Source organism: Marinobacter sp. DY40_1A1 (assembly GCF_016597815.1).
Taxonomy (GTDB): Bacteria; Pseudomonadota; Gammaproteobacteria; order Pseudomonadales; family Oleiphilaceae; genus Marinobacter; species Marinobacter xiaoshiensis.
Genome location: NZ_VCHA01000005.1, coordinates 263,696 through 282,699, shown reverse-complemented (window position 1 = coordinate 282,699; position 19,004 = coordinate 263,696). Strand labels below are relative to the sequence as shown.

Sequence of the window (19,004 nt, the reverse complement as noted above, 5' to 3'; positions counted from 1 at the left end):
TATAAAAAACACTTGGGCACGAACAGTGCTTTAACCACCCCAAAGCATTGATACTCTTTGCCAGCGAGTGAGCCCAAGTGAAATACACACCGTCGATAAAACGAACCACCACGCAGCCCATAGACCTGGCTGCAATCAGGCAGGCGTTCCAGGGATGGTCAAACAGCCCCGATCCGCTCACAAAGCTGACGCGCCGTCTCTCTACCACTCTATCCCTGGAGACTCAGTTGGCAATTCTGGCCGAGGAGCTGGACAGTGTTATCCCGTTCGACGCCCTGAGCTATCGCCATAAAATCGCTCACCGTGACTTTGTGTTTGCCACTGGTATGGGTGGCCCGCACAGGTGCGAATATCGCCTTAATCTGGAAGGTGTATTTTATGGCACTCTGACGTTGAACCGCCGTAAGAAATTTTCAGATGATGAGCTTCAAGCCATCGAGATGATAATCAGTGCCGCTATATTTCCGCTTCGCAATGCCTGCCAATATATTGCAATCGAGCAAGCAGCCCTGACAGATGCGCTCACATCAATTCCCAACAAGCGCGCGCTTGACGAACACCTTCAGCGTGCAAGCTTGCTATCCGACCGACATGGCGAAGAATACACGCTGATTCTTTGCGATCTGGATCATTTCAAAGCTGTAAACGACCAGCATGGCCACGTAGTTGGCGATCATCTGTTGAAACTGACTGCAGAAGCAATTGAAAACGCCATCAGAAACTCAGACAGCGTTTACCGGTTTGGTGGTGAAGAGTTTGCGATTTTGTTACCACACACAGGTGAGCAGGAAGCTCGAGATGTTGCTGATCGCGTAAGAAACGCAGTTGCCAGCATCAAGATAGATTGCGGAGGCACAGACCTGTCCGTAACCATCAGCTGCGGTGTAGCAAGACACATGGCCGAAGAAGGTGCAAGCCAGTGGATAGCTCGCGCAGACGAAGCTCTATACAGGGCGAAAGCCCAAGGCCGGAACTGCACCCGAGTGTTTGCAACCATTGGCTGAATAGCCTGGGCCGTGTGCAACCAGACTATCCAGCTTCAGGGCTTATTTGTCGGAATGGGATTTACGAGGCCTGCCCGTTCCTTTTTGTGGCTTTCCGGCACCGCCACGGGCCTTATCAGAGCCACCACTGCGCGCAGGCTTGGTATCACTGACATCCCAACGCCGGGTTCCGGGTTTCTTGCCACCGCCCCCAGGGCTTTTTCTTCTCTGCCGCTCATGCGCTGCCTGCTCATCCGGAGTTTTCTGAGGTATATCGACCGAGGCAAGCCCAACTGTCTTACTAAGGGTATCAACTGCCTTCTGGTCCAGCTCCTCCCACTTTCCGAGCGTTAGTCGGCTAGGCAGGAAAACAGGGCCATAGCGCACCCGCTTAAGCCGGCTTACCCGCACCCCCTGGGACTCCCATAAACGACGAACCTCACGGTTGCGACCTTCAAGAAGTGTAACGTGGAACCAGCGGTTTATCCCGCTTCCACCTGCCTGGCTGATATCGCTGAACTTTGCCATACCATCTTCGAGCAAAACGCCCGCCATCAGGCGCGCTATCATGTCGTCATCAACCTCACCGAACACCCTGACAGCGTATTCCCGATCAATCTGGCTAGAGGGGTGCATAAGGCGATTGGCCAACTCACCATCTGTGGTGAACAGCACCAGACCTGTGGTGTTGATATCCAAACGACCAATAGATATCCAGCGGTTATCCTTCAGCCTTGGCAGACGGTCAAAGACCGTTGGCCGCCCCTCAGGGTCCTTGCGGGTAGTTACCTCGCCCTCAGGCTTGTTATAAATAAGAACCCGGCGCACCGTAACAGCCGCTGCTGCAACATCCAGTCGCTTTCCATCCAGCTCAAAGCTATCACTTACTGTAGCTTTCTGGCCCGGCACTGCAGGCTCGCCATTCACAATAAGCCGCCCGGATTCCATCCAGCCTTCTATTTCGCGGCGTGAGCCCACACCAGCTCGAGCCAGCAGCTTTTGAATCCGCTCTGGCTCGTCATTGATAACCGTATCTGCAGCCGGTTTTACTTTTCTTCCGGGGCGTTCTGACGCCATGAACTTAATCCTTAATCGCTGACTGGTACCCGAATGGTATCAGTGAAATGTCTGGTCTGGCGTGTTATCACCAGTGGGCTGGGTTGATGTTGAATCAAACTCGATCTCAGCCTGTATATTCTTTTCAATTTCCCTTCCAATTTCTTCCAGATCCCGGATTTCAGACAAAGGTGGCAATTCACCCAGGCCGGAAAGATTGAAATAGTCAAGAAACTGACGGGTTGTCGCATACATAGCCGGTCGGCCAGGAACATCACGATGCCCTACAATGCGGACCCACTCTCGCTCAAGCAAGGTGCGAATGATATTGCTGCTTACCGCAACACCACGGATATCTTCAATCTCACCGCGAGTTATTGGCTGACGATAGGCAATCAGGGCCAGAGTTTCCAGTAGCGCACGGGAATAGCGTTGGGGCTTCTCCTCAAAAAGACGACTGACCCAGGGCGCGAATTCCTCACGTATCTGCAGACGATAGCCGCTAGCAACCTTGCGCAGTTCGAAACCGCGCCCCTCACAGGCGTTGCCCACGAGCATCATAACGTGTTCCATAACCTGCCGCGCCGGGCGCTCATCCTCCGCGAACAACTCTCTCAGCTGGTCCAGAGTCAGAGACTTGCCCGCTGCAAGTAGCGCTGCTTCGGCAATCGCTTGAATTTTAGCGAGGTTTTCTTCATTCATGATGGCTACTCGCCTTCTCTGTATAACTTTCCAGTGCGGTATATTTCTAGCGCGCAGCACGCGCACGCACGTGAATCTGGCCCAGAACTTCCGCCTGCACCACTTCTATCAGCTGTTCTTTCACCAGCTCCAGGGTTGCCAGAAATGTTACCACCACCCCCAGTCGCCCCTCTTCGATGGTAAACAGGCTCTGGAAGGTAACGAACTGATCATCCCGCAACACTGACAAGATAGCGGACATGCGTTCGCGGGTGGACAACCTTTCCCGTTCCACATGGTGGCTGGTAAAAAGGTCGGCCCGGTTCAGTACGCCCTGCAAGGCAAGAAGCAGATCACGCATATCAACATCCGGATGCGCTTGGCTCGATGGAAGCTTCGGCAAGGAGGCAGACACAGGAAAGGTGTCGCGCTCCATACGAGGCAGTGTATCAATATCCTCAGCCGCCTTTTTGAAACGCTCATATTGTTGCAGCCGACGAATGAGCTCTGCGCGGGGATCGACTTCGTCGTCTTCTTCGGCTTCATGCCGAGGCAGCAACATGCGGGACTTGATCTCTGCGAGCGTCGCCGCCATTACCAGATATTCAGCTGCCAGTTCAAAGCGCATGACCTCAACGGCACCAATATATTCCATGTACTGCCGGGTTATCTCACTTACGTCTATATCCAGAATGTCCATATTCTGGCGCCGTATGAGATACAACAATAGATCTAGCGGGCCTTCAAAAGCCTCTAGAAATACCGCGAGGGCATCCGGCGGGATATAAAGATCACTGGGAAGGTCAACAACCTCCTTCCCGGATACCCGCGCTAACGGAGCCTGATCTGGCTTATCGATAGCTCAATCCCATAGCGGCCCGGACTTCGTCCAGAGTGTCTCTTGCAGCGTCGCGCGCGTGTTCACGCCCTTCCTGCAGAATGGAATGCACAAGATCGGGACTGTTTTCATATTCAAGAGCACGCTCGCGTATGGGGCGCTGCTCTTCCACAATCGCATCAATCAGAGGCTTTTTGCAGTCCAGACACCCTATGCCAGCACTGCGGCAGCCCGTTTGCACCCACTCTTTGGTGGCTTCATCGGAGTACACTTTGTGCAGCCCCCAAACAGGGCACTTTTCGGGTTCGCCCGGGTCGGTGCGGCGAACTCGCTGGGGGTCGGTCTGCATGGTGCGGATTTTCTGTGCCACGGTGTCCGGATCTTCCCGCAGCCCGATATAGTTGTTATAAGACTTGGACATTTTTTGACCGTCCAGCCCCGGCATTTTCGAATCCGGAGTCAAAAGGGGCTGCGGCTCAGGCAATATGATCTTGCCACCACCTTCGATGAAGCCGTAAAGGCGCTCACGATCACCAAGGGAGATATTCTGCTGTTCCATGAGTAATGCACGGGCAGTTTCGAGAGCCTCCATGTCGCCCTCTTCCTGATACCGTTTCTTGAGGGTTCGGTAGAGCTTGGCGTTTTTCTTACCCATCTTCACGATGGCCGACTCGGCCTGGTCTTCAAAACCGGGTTCGCGGCCATAAAGATGATTAAACCGACGTGCAACTTCGCGGGTGATTTCCACATGGGACACCTGATCTGCACCTACAGGCACCTTGCCTGCGCGGTACATCAGAATGTCGGCGGTCTGCAGCAGCGGGTATCCCAGGAAACCATAGGTTGCCAGGTCTTTTTCCCGCAGCTTTTCCTGCTGATCCTTGTAGGTGGGAATACGCTCCAACCAGCCCAGCGGGGTAATCATGGACAACAGCAGGTGCAGTTCTGCGTGTTCAGGCACCTGAGACTGGATGAACATGGTGGATGAACCGGGGTTTACCCCTGCCGCTAACCAGTCAACCACCATATCCCACACGCTTTGCTCTATGCCGGATGGATCATCGTATTGCGTTGTCAGGGCGTGCCAGTCGGCGATAAAGAAGAAGCACTCAAATTCGTGCTGGAGTTTCACCCAGTTTTTCAGAACACCATGGTAATGACCTAGATGAAGCTTGCCGGTCGGACGCATACCGGACAAAACCCGTTGCTGGGACTCTACTGAACTCAAAGCACAAACTCCTTCTTTTGAATGGGATTCGCCCATACTAGATCAGACGACCCGGCATTATAAATAAAAAACCCCCGCTCTGCAGAACAGAAACGGGGGTTTTCATGAAAGAAACCAACTTACCAGCCAGTTACTTCCTTCAGAGCCTTACCAATATCGGCCAAACTGCGCACAGTTTTCACACCGGCATCGTTCAAAGCCGCGAATTTCTCGTCTGCTGTGCCCTTACCACCAGAGATGATGGCACCGGCGTGGCCCATACGCTTGCCCGGAGGTGCTGTAACACCGGCAATGTAGGCAACCACTGGCTTAGTGACGTTTTCCTTGATGAAGGCAGCCGCTTCTTCTTCAGCAGTACCGCCAATTTCACCAATCATCACAATCGCCTCAGTCTGCGGGTCATTCTGCAGCAGTGCGAGGATATCGATGAAGTTGGAGCCTGGAATCGGGTCGCCACCAATGCCTACGCAGGTAGACTGGCCGTAGCCGAAGTCTGTGGTCTGCTTGACCGCTTCGTAAGTCAGGGTGCCGGAACGGGATACAATACCCACCTTGCCTGGCTTGTGAATATGGCCTGGCATAATACCGATCTTGCACTCACCCGGGGTGATAACACCTGGGCAGTTAGGACCGATCATGCGAACGCCTTTACGATCAACGTATTCTTTGGCGTAGAGCATGTCGATGGTCGGAATGCCTTCTGTGATACAAACAATCAGCTCAATACCGGCATCTGCCGCTTCAATGATCGCATCCTTACAGAACGGAGCAGGAACGTAGATCACGGTAGCTTCGGCTCCGGTTTTTTCTACTGCTTCGCGAACAGTATTGAATACTGGCAAGCCCAAGTGCTCAGTACCGCCCTTACCCGGGCTAACGCCACCAACCATTTTGGTGCCGTACTCGATAGCCTGTTCAGAGTGAAAGGTACCCTGTGCGCCAGTAAAGCCCTGGCAGATAACCTTGGTGTCTTTATTGATCAGGATGCTCATTATTTACCCCCTGCGGCTTTAACAACTTGCTCTGCAGCATCCGCCAGACTGGTGGCGGCGATAATGTTCAGGCCACTTTCGGCAAGTACCTTGGTGCCTTTTTCAGCGTTGTTGCCTTCAAGGCGCACAACCACAGGAACCTTGACGCCCACTTCCTTGACCGCACCAATAATGCCTTCAGCGATCATGTCACAACGGACAATACCACCGAAAATGTTTACCAGAACGGCTTGTACTGCGTCGTCAGACAAGATGATCTTGAACGCTTCGGTAACGCGCTCTTTGGTTGCACCGCCGCCAACGTCAAGGAAGTTTGCCGGCTCACCACCAGACAATTTGATGATATCCATGGTGCCCATCGCCAGGCCCGCACCGTTAACCATGCAGCCGATGTTTCCATCCAGTGCTACATAGTTGAGCTCCCACTTGGCTGCTTCGGCTTCACGAGGATCTTCCTGGGAAGGGTCGTGCATTTCCTGAATCTTTTTCTGGCGGTACAGTGCGTTGCCGTCAACACCAATCTTGGCATCCAGACAGTGCAAGTCACCGGCTGGAGTGATAACCAGCGGGTTGATTTCCAGAAGAGCCAGGTCACGGTCTTCAAACAATTTCGCCAGACCCATGAAAATCTTGGTGAACTGACCGATTTGCTTGCCTTCAAGCCCAAGTTTGAATGCCAGCTCGCGGCCCTGGAATGGCTGTGCTCCAACCAGTGGATCGATCTCAGCTCTCAGGATTTTTTCCGGCGTTTCCTCTGCAACCGTCTCAATCTCGACTCCACCTTCAGTGGACGCCATGAACACAATACGACGGGATGCGCGATCAACAACCGCGCCCAGATAAAGCTCCTGATCAATATCAGTCAGGGATTCAACCAGAATTTTGCTGACTGGCTGGCCGTTTTCGTCTGTCTGGTAGGTTACCAGGTTCTTACCCAGCCACTTTTCAGCAAACTCGCGAATTTCGTCTTTGCTCTTGACCAGCTTTACGCCGCCAGCCTTACCACGGCCACCCGCGTGAACCTGGGCTTTGACCACCCACGCATTGCCGCCAATTTCATCTGCGGCTGCAACCGCATCTTTCGGAGTATCACAGGCAATGCCTTGGGATACGGGCAGGCCATATTCAGCGAAAAGCTGCTTGCCCTGATATTCATGCAAATTCATAGTTAGTGTCCCGCTTTTTGATGGAGGATAACCACGTACGGAAGTGAACTCGCCACTCCCCACAGGAGGAGCCTTAAACGCGAATTCTGTTCGATGAGCAGGGGATCACCTCAGCTCACCACGATCGCAAACGGAAATCTGTCTTTTTATAATAAAGGGGCGCCATTACGGACGCCCCTCCTTCCTGTTTTGCGTTACTTCTTTTTGCGACGGTTCGCGATGTGAATCGCACCACCGTTGACTGCCAGAGCTGCCTCATGCACAGACTCGGAAAGAGTCGGATGTGCAAAACAGGTCAGCGCCAGATCTTCTGCACTGGAACCGAATTCCATGGCGATAACGCCCTGGGCAACAATTTCAGATGCCTGTGGCCCCACAACGTGGAAACCAAGAATTCGATCAGTTTTCTCGTCGGCGATAATCTTCACCATACCAGAGGCGGCGTTTGCAGCCATTGCACGACCGTTCGCTGCAAATGGGAAAGTACCAACCTTGTAGGCTTCACCTTCAGTCTTGAGCTGCTCTTCCGTTTTACCAACCCAGGCCACTTCCGGCGAGGTGTAGATAACGTTAGGAATGCAGTCGTAATTTACCTGGGGCTTCTGACCAGCGATGCGCTCCGCAACCATTACACCCTCTTCCGAGGCTTTGTGTGCCAGCATCGGGCCGCGCACTACATCACCTACAGCCCAAACACCCGGCGCTTCGGTTTTGCACTTTTCATCAACAAAGATGAAGCCGCGCTCATCCATGTTTACGCCGGAATCTGCTGCCAGCAGATTGTCTGTAAAGGGTCGACGGCCAACGGCAACAATCAACTTGTCAACCTTCAGTTCCTGCTTACCCTTGCTGTCTTCGTAGCTCACGTTAACCAGCTTGCGCTTGACCTCGGCGCCGGTTACACGGCCACCCATGACGATATTCAGGCCCTGCTTGCGGAACTGTTTCAGCGCATCTTTTGCAATCTGCTGATCAACCGCTGGCAGGAAGGTGTCTTGAGCTTCCAGAACAGTGACTTCGGAGCCCAGACGTGCCCAAACGCTGCCCAACTCAAGCCCGATAACGCCAGCACCGATAATGCCCAAACGTTTTGGAACTTCATCGAACTCCAGGGCACCTTCAGAATCCACGATATACCCTTCCGTCATTGGAGCCGGTGGTATCTCGATGGGCTTGGAGCCGGTAGCAATAATAACGTTCTCAGCTTCGTAGGTTTTTGTCTTGCCGTCGCTATCCGTGACTTCGACCTGACGATTGGCCAGAAGCTTGCCGTGACCATGGATAGAGGTCACTCCGTTAGCCTTGAACAGCCCGGCGATACCGCCTGTTAGCTGCTTAACAATGCCGCTCTTGCGCTCCATCATCTTGGTGACGTCAATTTTGACATCTTTAGCGATGATGCCCTGCATTTCGTAGTCGTGGCTCGCTTCCTCAAACTTGTGAGAAATCTCAAGCAATGCCTTGGATGGAATACAACCTACGTTAAGGCAGGTTCCACCAAGCACCTGGCTCTTGCCATCACTGGAACTCCACGACTCTACACATGCGGTTTTGAGGCCTAGCTGAGCCGCTTTAATGGCAGCAACATAGCCACCAGGGCCCGCGCCAATAACAATTACGTCGTACTTGTCAGACATAGTTAATCCTGTTTTCCGATTCGTTAGGTGTCAGCTCACACATCCAGCAGAATACGCGCCGGGTCCTCAAGCATGTCCTTGATAGCTACAAGGAACTGCACCGCTTCCTTGCCATCCACCATGCGGTGGTCGTAGGACAGCGCAAGGTACATCATCGGGCGGATTTTCACCTTGCCATTGACCGCCATCGGGCGCTCCTGAATTTTGTGCATACCCAAAATAGCGGTTTGGGGCGGGTTCAGGATCGGCGTAGACAACAGCGAGCCGAAGATGCCGCCGTTGGTGATGGTAAAGGTGCCACCGGTCATATCTTCAATTGCAAGCTTGCCATCTTTGGCCTTGGTGCCGTACTCGACGATTTTTTTCTCGATATCAGCCAGACCCAGCGCATCAACATCGCGAACAACAGGAACAACCAATCCACGCTCGGTAGATACAGCCACGCCAATATCCTGGTAGCCGTGGTAAACCATGTCGTTGCCGTCGATCGATGCGTTAACAGCGGGGAAACGCTTCAACGCTTCTGTGGCGGCCTTGGCGAAGAAGGACATAAAGCCCAGCTTGATGTCATGACGCTTAACAAAGCTGTCCTGGTACGCCTTGCGCAGCTCCATGATCGGGCCCATATCGACCTCGTTGAAGGTCGTAAGCATAGCTGCTGTTTGCTGAGCATTAACCAGGCGCTTGGCAATACTGGCACGCAGGCGCGTCATCGGCACGCGCTTTTCAGGACGCTCACCAGCGGCCACGTTTACCTCAGGCACTGCAGACGGTGCAGCTGCTTTTGCAGAACCGCCAGAGGCCTTGGAAGTATCCACATGGTTCTGAACGTCTTCTTTCGTAACACGCCCGTCTTTTCCAGTTCCCTTTACGGTAGCCGGATCTACATTATTTTCGTCAGCCAACTTACGCGCGGCAGGGCTCAGAATCGCGTCACCTGAATCCTGACTTTGCTCAGTTTTGGCTTCATCTTTTTCAGAAGCGGCGCTGCTGGCTTTGCTATCCGACGAGCCAGAGTCGCCCACAGCGCCCGCTTTGAATTTACCAATAACTTCACCGCTCTCTACGGTGTCGCCTTCACCTTTAAGAATTTCCTCGATTACGCCGTCTGCAGGTGCGACAACTTCGAGAACCACTTTGTCGGTTTCAATATCGACAATCAGGTCGTCACGCGAACAGGCTTCGCCAGGCTGTTTGTGCCAGGTCGCGACGGTACCCTCTGCGACCGACTCCGGGAATACGGGGGCTTTAATCTCAGTAGACATTACAGTTCCTTAGTTCGGTAGCTCGTCAGATTTCAAACGCGTCGTTAACAAGTTTTTTCTGTTCTTCAATATGCACAGACATGTGCCCTGCCGCCGGAGCAGCGGAAGCCTGTCGGCCGGCATACTGAAGGTACAGCTTCGGGTTCAGACGTTGCAGCGCATTTCGCATATGGTGCTGACTGCAATACCAGGCACCCTGGTTCATTGGCTCTTCCTGGCACCAGACAACATGCTTGAGCTTGGGATACTGCGCCAAAGTTTCATCCAGATCTTCACCGGGGAACGGATAAAGCTGCTCAATGCGTACGAGCGCAACGTCGTCTCGCTCTTCGGTTTTCTTCTTCTCCAGCAAGTCATAATAGACCTTGCCACTGCAAAGAATAACTCGAGTAACCTTTTTTGCTTCAGGCAAATCTTTCTCAGGAAGTACCGTCTGGAAGGTTCCTGAGGTCAGATCTTCCAGATCCGAGGTGGCTTCCTTGTGGCGCAACAGGCTCTTGGGCGTGATTGCGATCAAGGGCTTGCGCAACGGGCGCTTAACCTGACGGCGCAGCATGTGGAAGACCTGCGAAGGCGTTGTAGGCACGCATACCTGAATATTGTGCTCTGCCGAAAGCTGGAGGAATCGCTCAAGGCGGGCAGAACTATGCTCTGGCCCCTGCCCCTCATAGCCGTGAGGCAGCAACAGGGTTAGCCCGCACAGGCGACCCCACTTGTGCTCACCACTGGTAAGGAATTGGTCAATGACCACTTGTGCACCATTGGCGAAGTCACCAAACTGGGCTTCCCAGATCACCAGCGCATTAGGCGCAGTCGTCGCGTAGCCATATTCGAACGCCATCACTGCTTCTTCAGAAAGCAGGGAGTCATAAATTTCGAACTTGGGCTGGTCTTCAGAAAGCTGAGCCAGCGCAATATGCCGCGAGCCGTCTTTCTGGTTATGCAACACTGCATGGCGGTGCGAGAAGGTTCCACGGCCAACATCCTGTCCGGTCAAGCGGATTGGATGCCCTTCATTCAGCAAAGTCGCATAGGCCATGATCTCTGCATAACCCCAGTTCATGGGCAGGGCACCGGCCGTCATTTTGTCACGGTCAGTAACAATCTTGGATACCTGACGCTGAACGCTGAACCCTTCCGGTACTTGGGTTAATTTCTTACCCAGCTTCTGGATGGTTTTCAATGGCACACTGGATTTGCACTTGGCAGTCCATGCGTGGCCAAGATACGGAGCCCAATCAACATAGAGGTCTTTATTGGGTTCTTTTACCAGAGACTTGACCACGTGCTCGCCGTTATCCAGCGCATCACGGTACTCATTCTCCATCTGCTTGACTTCATCTTCTGTCACCACACCGGCAGCAACCAGCTTTTCTGCATAAATAGTGCGTGTGGTTTTCAGTTTGCGAATCTTTTGGTACATCATCGGCTGGGTTGCAGCAGGCTCATCCGCCTCGTTGTGCCCGCGGCGACGATAACAAACCAGATCGATAACCACGTCACCCTTGAACTCGTTACGATAGTCCATCGCCATTTGAGTCACAAAAACAACCGCGTCAGGATCATCGGCGTTCACATGCAGTATCGGCGCCTGAACCATCTTCGCGATGTCGGTGCAATACTCAGTAGAGCGTGCGTCTTCCTGTTTGCTGGTGGTAAAGCCAACTTGGTTATTGATAACTATATGGATGGTGCCGCCCACCCCGAAACCACGGGTCTGGGACATCTGGAAGGTTTCCATTACCACGCCCTGGCCGGCAAACGCCGCATCACCGTGCATGATAACCGGAACAACCTGATTGCCTTCGGTATCGGAACGACGTGTCTGGCGGGCACGAACCGACCCCTCAACCACTGGAGATACTATTTCCAGGTGAGATGGGTTGAAGGCCATAGCCAGGTGCACTTCTCCACCTTCGGTCATAACGTTGGACGAAAAGCCCTGGTGATACTTAACATCGCCAGAACCGGAATCGGCCAGCCTTTTGCCTTCAAATTCGTCAAACAGCTCTTTGGGGTTTTTGCCCAAGGTGTTGACCAGAATGTTCAGCCGGCCACGGTGAGCCATACCCAGAACAATTTCCTTGGCACCGTAATGGCCGGCACGCTGGATAAGTTCGTCCATGCAGGGAATGAGGCTTTCACCACCCTCAAGACCAAAACGCTTAACGCCGGGATAGCGGGAGCCGAGATATTTCTCCAGGCCTTCAGCCGCTGTCAGGCGCTCAAGAATGTGGGTACGGGTAGCGGCTTCGAAACCGGGTTCAGAACGAACCGGCTCCATACGCTGCTGAAACCAGCGCTTGATGCGGGTATCAACAACATGCATGTATTCAGCGCCGATGCTTCCGCAGTATGTCTTGCGGAGACCATCGTAAATATCGCCAAGTTTCATGGTGTCAGAACCGAAGCTCAGGGAACCAGTCTGGAACTCCAGATCAAGGTCTGACTCGGACAAATCATGAAACGAAAGATCAAGATCTTCTACCTTGGGACGATTCCAAACGCCAAGCGGATCAAGCTTTGCTTCCTGGTGACCACGGAAACGGTATGCGTTGATTAGCTGAAGAACACGAATCTGCTTTTTATCAGCATCAGACGTAACGCCTGCTGGCACGCTGTTAGTCGTGAGGAAACGCTGATTGCGGGAGATGTGTTCAAACTGTTCCCGGATCGAAGAGTGAATAACGTCGCGGCCATGATTGCCATCAACGCTTGGAAGCTTGTCAAAATAGCTACGCCACTCTTCAGGAACGGCATTAGGGTCTGTCAGGTAGGTTTCAAAAAGCTGTTCAACATAGGCCAGATTTCCACCTTGCAAGTGGGACGTCTGCCATAACTGCTCCATCATGCTTTCTTGCATTTTGAATAGCTCACCTTGGGCTGGTGCGGGGGAGCCAAGTATGGTCGGCCAGGGGTAACTGTCAGTCAATACGGGTTTTTACGGGATCGACTGTGGCCACCACACCCAACATGGATGTTTTCCGTTCCCCAATGATTTTTATACTCTGCAACGCCGCAAGAAAACCTGGTGAGTTCCCGCCACGGCTTGCGTAGTGTGCACCCGGGTAAGACCTTTGACTATAAGCCTTTGGTTGAAGGCCCCGCAAAAATGCGAGGCCTTCCGGGGTTCCAACCTGTTCAGACCAGTATAGCGCCTGTCTGAAATCTTGCCGCTTATGTAGCTCTATGCAGCAAAAGATTCCGGATGTGGCCGATTGCCCTTGTGGGGTTGAGGCCTTTCGGACATACGCTGACACAGTTCATGATGCCCCTGCAACGGAACACGCTGAACGGGTCATCAAGGTCAGCAAGACGTTCAGCTTGCGCTGTGTCGCGGCTATCCGCCAGGAAGCGGTATGCCTGCAACAGCCCCGCCGGCCCAATAAACTTGTCCGGGTTCCACCAGAACGAAGGGCAGGATGTGGAACAGCATGCACAGAGAATACACTCGTACAAACCATCCAGCTTTTCCCGATCTTCTGGTGTCTGGAGACGCTCAATGGCAGGCACAGGCGTATCGTTCACAAGGTACGGCATTACTTTTTCGTACTGTTTGTAGAACAGGCTCATGTCTACAACCAGATCGCGGATAACCGGCAAGCCTGGCAGTGGGCGCAATACCAACTTGCCATTCTTTACGACCTGCGACATCGGGGTAATACATGCCAGGCCGTTCTTGCCGTTCATATTCATGCCATCCGAGCCACACACACCTTCACGGCATGAGCGGCGATAGGCCATGGACGAATCCTTTTCCTTGATGAGATTAAGAACATCAAGAACCATCAGATCCTTTCCTGCCGGAAGCTCGACTTCGACGTCCTGCATGTAGGGGGCGTTATCAGTTTCCGGGTTATAACGGTAAAGGCTTACCAACATAGTGTACGTTCCCCTTAGTAAGTCCGGACTTTCGGCTGGAAAGACTCGACAGTTTTAGGCGCGAAGTTAACAGCGCGCTTGCCAATACGCTTGTCCAGCGGGAAGTAGAGAGAATGCGCCAACCAGTTCTCGTCATCACGCTCGGTGAAATCGTTACGAGCATGAGCGCCCCGACTTTCTTTACGCTCGTTTGCAGCGATTGCAGTCGCCAGGGCTACTTCGAAGAGGTTGTCCAGCTCAAGTGCTTCAATGCGCGCAGTGTTGAACGCATTACTGGTGTCCGTAAGCTTGGTGTTGCGAACACGCTCACCAATGGCCTCAAGCTTCTTCAAGCCTTCTTCCATGCTCTTGCCATCGCGGAATACACCAAAGTAGAGCTGCATACAATTCTGAAGATCCTTACGAACTTCAGCAACGCTCTCACCTTCAGAAGCACTGTTCAGGCGATCCAGACGGGCCATCGCACGCTTGATATCTTCATCAGTTGCGCCATCAGTTTCAAAACCACCGCGCAACTGCTCTTCGATATGCAGGCCTGCCGCACGACCGAAAACTACCAGATCCAGAAGCGAGTTACCGCCCAGGCGGTTTGCACCGTGAACGGAAACACAAGCAGCTTCACCACAGGCAAACAGACCCGGAATGGGCTGATCATTACCATTCTCGTCTTGAGTCAGCGCTTGGCCGCCTACGTTTGTAGGAACACCGCCCATCATATAGTGACAGGTAGGAACAACCGGAACTGGCTCTTTAACAGGGTCTACGTGAGCAAATGTGCGAGACAACTCACAGATACCCGGTAGTCGCAGGTTCAGTGTTTCTTCGCCCAGATGATCCAGCTTCAGCAACACATGATCCTTCTCGGGGCCACAGCCGCGACCTTCAAGGATTTCGATAACCATGGAGCGCGCAACAACATCACGGCCCGCAAGGTCTTTCGCGTTCGGAGCGTAGCGCTCCATAAACCGCTCGCCTTCAGAGTTGATCAGGTAGCCACCCTCACCCCGGCAACCTTCCGTTACCAGCGTACCAGCACCGTATATTCCGGTTGGGTGGAACTGCCACATTTCCATGTCCTGCATCGGGAATCCCGCGCGCAGCGCCATGCCAATACCATCGCCCGTATTAATCAGCGCGTTGGTGGTCGAAGCGTAGATACGACCAGCGCCGCCAGTTGCCAGAACCGTTGCCTTGGACTTGATGTAAGCCACTTCGCCGGTTTCAATTTCAATGGCAACAACACCAACAACTTCGTTCTTGCTGTTTTTGACCAGATCAACGGCGTACCACTCGTTCAGGAAGGTAGTGCCGCCCTTCAGGTTTGCCTGATAAAGCGTGTGCAGCAGAGCATGGCCGGTGCGGTCAGCGGCTGCGCAAGTACGTGCTGCCTGAGTCGGGTTGTCCGGACCTTTGGACTGACCACCAAATGGACGCTGATAAATGCGCCCCTGCTCAGTACGGGAGAAAGGCAGGCCCATATGCTCAAGCTCGAAAACAGCCTGAGGCCCAACAGAGCACATGTACTCAACTGCATCCTGGTCGGCAATGTAGTCAGACCCCTTAACGGTGTCATACATGTGCCAGCGCCAGTCGTCATTGGGGTCAGCGCTTGCGATCGCACAAGTAATACCGCCCTGGGCAGATACCGTGTGCGAACGAGTTGGAAATACTTTGGTAATACACGCGGTTTTAACGCCCGACTCAGTCAACTGCAGGGCCGCTCGCATGCCGGCACCGCCGCCGCCGATTACAATTGCGTCGTATGAGATGGTCTTAATGTTAGACATCGATCAAAGCCCCCAAATAATCTGGATTCCCCAGACCACATACACAAAACTAACCAGAATGAATGCTGCTTGAAACAGAAAGCGCTGCATTGCTGACTTGATGTAGTCGGTAGACACGGTCCAAAGCCCGACCCACGCGTGAGCGCCGATTGAAAGCAAGGCCAACAATGAAAAGATCTTGAACCACGTCTGACTGAACAAAGCCGACCAGGTTTGGTAGTCCAGATCAGTATTTATGGCAAAAAAACCAATCAAAAACAGCGTATAAAAAGCCAGAACGTATGCAGAAACCCGCTGGATAATCCAATCCTGGATACCGTTACGGCCAATGTTGGTCACACTATTCATGCCCATACGAAAACTCCCGCCAGAACGATGAGGATAACGGAGACTGCAATTGTGATTTTTGCAGCGGCTCGCCCGCTTTCCAGCTCTTCACCAATACCCATATCCATAAGCAGATGCTTGATACCCGCAACCAGGTGATAAAGCAGAGCAGACAGAATGCCCCAGGTAATCAGCTTGGCAAGGAAGCTGTTCAGCAGTTCACTGACCTGACTGAAGCCTTCTTCCCCTGAAAGGGAAAGCTGGAGTCCGTAGAGCATGAACGCAACACCAACAAAAATGATGATGCCGCTGATGCGGTGCAATATGGACGTAATGGCTGGCAGCGGAAAATGAAACGTGCCGAGATCGAGATTTACTGGTCGTTTGCTATTCACAGCGCTCTCACACTCTCTTTTGGTGCCGCAGAACCGGCAAGCCGGCGGCGGTTAGTTGGTATGTAACGATCGAATGTTGAATACGATATCGACAGACGATTGGTTCAGGAGGGTGAACACCAACAAGGTAGCTTGCTACGCACAAGCATCCGTGAAGATGGATCCCCAATTCCGGGCTAGGGATTATAAGGAGACGCCCGTATAATTACAAACGCGCAACACACGCCTAAGCCGCGTGAGCACTGTAGCAGAGCAAGCTATTAAGCGTATTGACAAATGCTTTTTTCCATCCGAGGCCGCATTATTCGTGATATCCCTGATTTACAGCAAAGGGATGATCGTAATGTTTCCTTACTCTTTCATTGACAAAAAAAGCCAACGCCCTATATTTTGCCGCCAGTTTTGCGATAATACGCGCCTTCTCGCGCAACTATAAAGACAGCTAGCACTGTCAAAGCTGATAAACAGGAGAGCACTATGACCGACAGGAAAGCCACGCTCTCGGTGGGGAATGAGTCCATTGAGCTACCGATTTATTCCGGCACCGTTGGACCTGACGTTATCGACGTTAGAGGCCTAGTCCAGAATGGCGTTTTCACTTACGACCCGGGCTTTGTCTCTACGGCCGCCTGTGAGTCTGCTATCACTTACATCGATGGCGACGAAGGTGTTCTACTGCACCGGGGCTATCCAATCGAGCAGCTCGCAGAGCATTCAGATTACCTTGAGGTCTGCTACCTGCTGCTGAAAGGCGAACTGCCAACTGCCGAAGATAACAAGCAGTTCCACGAAACAATCAAAAAGCACACCATGCTGCATGACCAGATGCGCAATTTCTTCCATGGCTTCCGCCGTGATGCGCACCCTATGGCCATTATGTGTGGTGTAGTCGGCGCCCTGTCTGCGTTCTACCATGACCAGATGGATGTCACCGACCCAAAACAAAGGGAAATCACAGCCCATCGCCTGATTGCCAAGATGCCAACAATTGCGGCTTGGTGTTACAAATATTCCAAGGGCGAACCGTTCATGTATCCGCGCAATGACCTGTCATACGCAGAGAACTTTCTGCAGATGATGTTCGGCACGCCGTGCGAAGAATACAAGCCGAACCCGGTTCTTGGGAAAGCGATGGACAAGATATTCATTCTTCACGCTGACCATGAACAGAATGCGTCCACATCAACTGTGCGACTGGCAGGCTCTTCCGGCGCCAACCCTTACGCCTGTATCGCTTCAGGCATTGCGGCTCTTTGGGGCCCCGCGCACGGCGGCGCTAACGAGGCTGTTCTGGATATGCTTGCGGAAATTGGCGACGTATCCAACATCGATGCGTTTATTGCCAGAGCTAAAGACAAAGATGATCCTTTCCGACTGATGGGCTTTGGGCACAGGGTTTATAAAAACTTCGACCCGCGCGCCAAGGTTATGGCCGAAACTGCGCACGAAGTCTTGAGCGAGCTCGGGCTGGAAAACGACCCTCTTCTGAAGATCGCCCAGCGTCTTGAGCAAATCGCCCTGGAAGATGAATACTTCGTCAAGCGCAAGCTTTACCCGAACGTAGATTTCTATTCAGGCATCATTCTGAAGGCAATCGGGATCCCGACATCCATGTTTACGGTAATCTTTGCCATGGCGCGGACAATCGGCTGGTTCTCCCACTGGAACGAAATGGTCAGCGGTGACTATCGCATTGGCCGCCCACGCCAGCTGTACACTGGCTCTCCAGCACGGGACTACCCAAAAAAATAAGTCCTGCCTGTCGTAATGCCCAAAAGGCCGCTGATTCAGCGGCCTTTTTTATTCCTTTAATTAACGTGTCTTATCGCCTGCAATCTGTTGACGCTGTGCTAAGTTAAGCTCCAGAACTCTACAAGGAGAAACCAATGACAACCGCAACCTTTATCGGTCTTGGCGTTATGGGCTATCCCATGGCAGGCCATCTGGCCGAAGCCGGCATTACCGTTCGGGTATGGAATCGCTCAACGGACAAATCGGTTCAGTGGGCCAGGGATTACCCGGGAACCGCCTGTCAGACCATAGAAGAAGCCGTCAAAGACGCTGATTTTGTAATGACCTGTGTTGGTGCCGACAAGGACCTGATTACGGTTTACGAAGGCGAGAGTGGCATTCTGGCGCACGCAAAGCACGGTGCCGTGCTTGTGGACCACACCACTGCTTCTGCCGGCGTAGCTGAGAGGCTTGCCGCGGCTGCAGGCAGGGTTGGTATGGGCTTTATCGACGCACCAGTGTCAGGAGGTCAACAGGGTGCCCAGAAGGGACAGCTTACCATTATGTGCGGCGGCTCAGATGAAGACTACTCGAAAGCTCAGCCGCTACTGCAGCACTACGCCAGAGCCCTGAATCTTATGGGCCCTGCAGGAAGCGGCCAAAAAACGAAAATGGTCAATCAGATTGCCATTGCCGGTTTGGTACAAGGACTATAGGAAGCTCTTCATTTTGCCGAACAGGCAAATCTGGATGTTAAAAAAGTCGTTGACGTCATTTCCAAGGGCGCCGCACAGTCCTGGCAAATGGAAAACCGCTCAGGAACCATGATTGACGGTGAATTTGATCATGGATTTGCAGTTGACTGGATGCGAAAAGATCTCGGCATATGCCTCGATGAAGCACGCAAGGTGAACGCCTCGCTACCGGTTACAGCCCTGGTAGACCAGTTTTATGGCGACGTTCAGGAGATGGGCGGTAAACGCTGGGATACGTCGTCACTTATTCAAAGATTGCGGAAATTCAGATAAGCCTGAAA

General features: G+C 52.8%; 15 protein-coding genes and 1 pseudogene. 3 read left to right on the top strand and 13 right to left on the bottom strand.

Annotated elements, in window-relative coordinates; all coding sequences use genetic code 11:
* Nucleotides 1-77: 77 nt before the first annotated feature.
* Complete coding sequence (locus tag FFI61_RS17980; RefSeq protein ID WP_200371241.1) at nt 78-1,004, top strand: GGDEF domain-containing protein; 927 nt, start codon at nt 78-80, stop codon at nt 1,002-1,004.
* A gap of 42 nt (nt 1,005-1,046) precedes the next feature.
* Here FFI61_RS17980 and rluB read toward each other — a convergent pair whose 3' ends face one another.
* The 13 genes from rluB to sdhC form a co-directional block, all read right to left on the bottom strand.
* The gene (gene rluB / locus FFI61_RS14170) at nt 1,047-2,060 is read right to left on the bottom strand and encodes a 23S rRNA pseudouridine(2605) synthase RluB (protein WP_200371240.1); all 1,014 of its coding nucleotides are present in this window, start codon (nt 2,058-2,060) and stop codon (nt 1,047-1,049) included.
* Between the two features lie 39 nt (nt 2,061-2,099).
* Nucleotides 2,100-2,741 carry an SMC-Scp complex subunit ScpB gene (gene scpB, locus FFI61_RS14165; protein ID WP_200371239.1) on the bottom strand — a complete coding sequence of 214 codons (642 nt, stop codon included), beginning with the start codon at nt 2,739-2,741 and terminating at the stop codon, nt 2,100-2,102.
* 46 nt (nt 2,742-2,787) lie between these two features.
* Complete coding sequence (locus tag FFI61_RS14160; RefSeq protein ID WP_200371501.1) at nt 2,788-3,579, bottom strand: segregation and condensation protein A; 792 nt, start codon at nt 3,577-3,579, stop codon at nt 2,788-2,790.
* Nucleotides 3,572-4,786, bottom strand: a complete 1,215-nt coding sequence (locus FFI61_RS14155) for a tryptophan--tRNA ligase (protein WP_200371234.1) — start codon at nt 4,784-4,786, stop codon at nt 3,572-3,574. The genes FFI61_RS14160 and FFI61_RS14155 overlap by 8 nt, the downstream gene beginning before the upstream one ends.
* Before the next feature lie 119 nt (nt 4,787-4,905).
* On the bottom strand, nt 4,906-5,778 hold the full coding sequence (gene sucD, locus FFI61_RS14150) for a succinate--CoA ligase subunit alpha (RefSeq protein ID WP_200204954.1): 873 nt from the start codon (nt 5,776-5,778) through the stop codon (nt 4,906-4,908).
* The gene (gene sucC / locus FFI61_RS14145; protein ID WP_200204955.1) at nt 5,778-6,944 is read right to left on the bottom strand and encodes an ADP-forming succinate--CoA ligase subunit beta; all 1,167 of its coding nucleotides are present in this window, start codon (nt 6,942-6,944) and stop codon (nt 5,778-5,780) included. The genes sucD and sucC overlap by 1 nt, the downstream gene beginning before the upstream one ends.
* Before the next feature lie 194 nt (nt 6,945-7,138).
* Nucleotides 7,139-8,581 carry a dihydrolipoyl dehydrogenase gene (gene lpdA / locus FFI61_RS14140; RefSeq protein WP_200204956.1) on the bottom strand — a complete coding sequence of 481 codons (1,443 nt, stop codon included), beginning with the start codon at nt 8,579-8,581 and terminating at the stop codon, nt 7,139-7,141.
* A gap of 35 nt (nt 8,582-8,616) precedes the next feature.
* The gene (gene odhB, locus FFI61_RS14135; RefSeq protein ID WP_200204957.1) at nt 8,617-9,846 is read right to left on the bottom strand and encodes a 2-oxoglutarate dehydrogenase complex dihydrolipoyllysine-residue succinyltransferase; all 1,230 of its coding nucleotides are present in this window, start codon (nt 9,844-9,846) and stop codon (nt 8,617-8,619) included.
* Between the two features lie 25 nt (nt 9,847-9,871).
* Nucleotides 9,872-12,709 carry a 2-oxoglutarate dehydrogenase E1 component gene (locus FFI61_RS14130; RefSeq protein WP_200204958.1) on the bottom strand — a complete coding sequence of 946 codons (2,838 nt, stop codon included), beginning with the start codon at nt 12,707-12,709 and terminating at the stop codon, nt 9,872-9,874.
* A 314-nt stretch (nt 12,710-13,023) separates the two neighbouring features.
* Nucleotides 13,024-13,728: a succinate dehydrogenase iron-sulfur subunit gene (locus tag FFI61_RS14125; RefSeq protein WP_200204959.1), complete on the bottom strand. Its 705-nt coding sequence runs from the start codon at nt 13,726-13,728 to the stop codon at nt 13,024-13,026.
* 14 nt (nt 13,729-13,742) lie between these two features.
* The gene (gene sdhA / locus FFI61_RS14120; protein WP_200204960.1) at nt 13,743-15,515 is read right to left on the bottom strand and encodes a succinate dehydrogenase flavoprotein subunit; all 1,773 of its coding nucleotides are present in this window, start codon (nt 15,513-15,515) and stop codon (nt 13,743-13,745) included.
* A 3-nt stretch (nt 15,516-15,518) separates the two neighbouring features.
* Nucleotides 15,519-15,869: a succinate dehydrogenase, hydrophobic membrane anchor protein gene (gene sdhD / locus FFI61_RS14115; RefSeq protein ID WP_227714936.1), complete on the bottom strand. Its 351-nt coding sequence runs from the start codon at nt 15,867-15,869 to the stop codon at nt 15,519-15,521.
* On the bottom strand, nt 15,860-16,237 hold the full coding sequence (gene sdhC / locus FFI61_RS14110; RefSeq protein ID WP_200204961.1) for a succinate dehydrogenase, cytochrome b556 subunit: 378 nt from the start codon (nt 16,235-16,237) through the stop codon (nt 15,860-15,862). Before sdhC ends, sdhD begins: the two co-directional genes overlap by 10 nt.
* 477 nt (nt 16,238-16,714) lie before the next feature.
* Between sdhC and gltA the strand changes: the two genes are divergently transcribed.
* Both gltA and FFI61_RS14100 read left to right on the top strand, forming a co-directional pair.
* Complete coding sequence (gene gltA, locus FFI61_RS14105; protein ID WP_200204962.1) at nt 16,715-17,989, top strand: citrate synthase; 1,275 nt, start codon at nt 16,715-16,717, stop codon at nt 17,987-17,989.
* 134 nt (nt 17,990-18,123) lie between these two features.
* Nucleotides 18,124-18,996 (top strand): annotated as a pseudogene (locus FFI61_RS14100) (NAD(P)-dependent oxidoreductase).
* Nucleotides 18,997-19,004: the final 8 nt, after the last annotated feature.

Excerpts from the sequence above, each read along its gene's own strand:
- scpB (WP_200371239.1), bottom strand. The coding sequence starts at position 2,741 with ATGAATGAAGAAAACCTCGCTAAAATTCAAGCGATTGCCGAAGCAGCG.
- FFI61_RS14125 (WP_200204959.1), bottom strand. The coding sequence starts at position 13,728 with ATGTTGGTAAGCCTTTACCGTTATAACCCGGAAACTGATAACGCCCCC.
- odhB (WP_200204957.1), bottom strand. The coding sequence starts at position 9,846 with ATGTCTACTGAGATTAAAGCCCCCGTATTCCCGGAGTCGGTCGCAGAG.
- sdhD (WP_227714936.1), bottom strand. The coding sequence starts at position 15,869 with ATGGGCATGAATAGTGTGACCAACATTGGCCGTAACGGTATCCAGGAT.
- rluB (WP_200371240.1), bottom strand. The coding sequence starts at position 2,060 with ATGGCGTCAGAACGCCCCGGAAGAAAAGTAAAACCGGCTGCAGATACG.
- FFI61_RS14130 (WP_200204958.1), bottom strand. The coding sequence starts at position 12,709 with ATGCAAGAAAGCATGATGGAGCAGTTATGGCAGACGTCCCACTTGCAA.
- sucC (WP_200204955.1), bottom strand. The coding sequence starts at position 6,944 with ATGAATTTGCATGAATATCAGGGCAAGCAGCTTTTCGCTGAATATGGC.
- sdhA (WP_200204960.1), bottom strand. The coding sequence starts at position 15,515 with ATGTCTAACATTAAGACCATCTCATACGACGCAATTGTAATCGGCGGC.
- sucD (WP_200204954.1), bottom strand. The coding sequence starts at position 5,778 with ATGAGCATCCTGATCAATAAAGACACCAAGGTTATCTGCCAGGGCTTT.
- lpdA (WP_200204956.1), bottom strand. The coding sequence starts at position 8,581 with ATGTCTGACAAGTACGACGTAATTGTTATTGGCGCGGGCCCTGGTGGC.
- gltA (WP_200204962.1), top strand. The coding sequence starts at position 16,715 with ATGACCGACAGGAAAGCCACGCTCTCGGTGGGGAATGAGTCCATTGAG.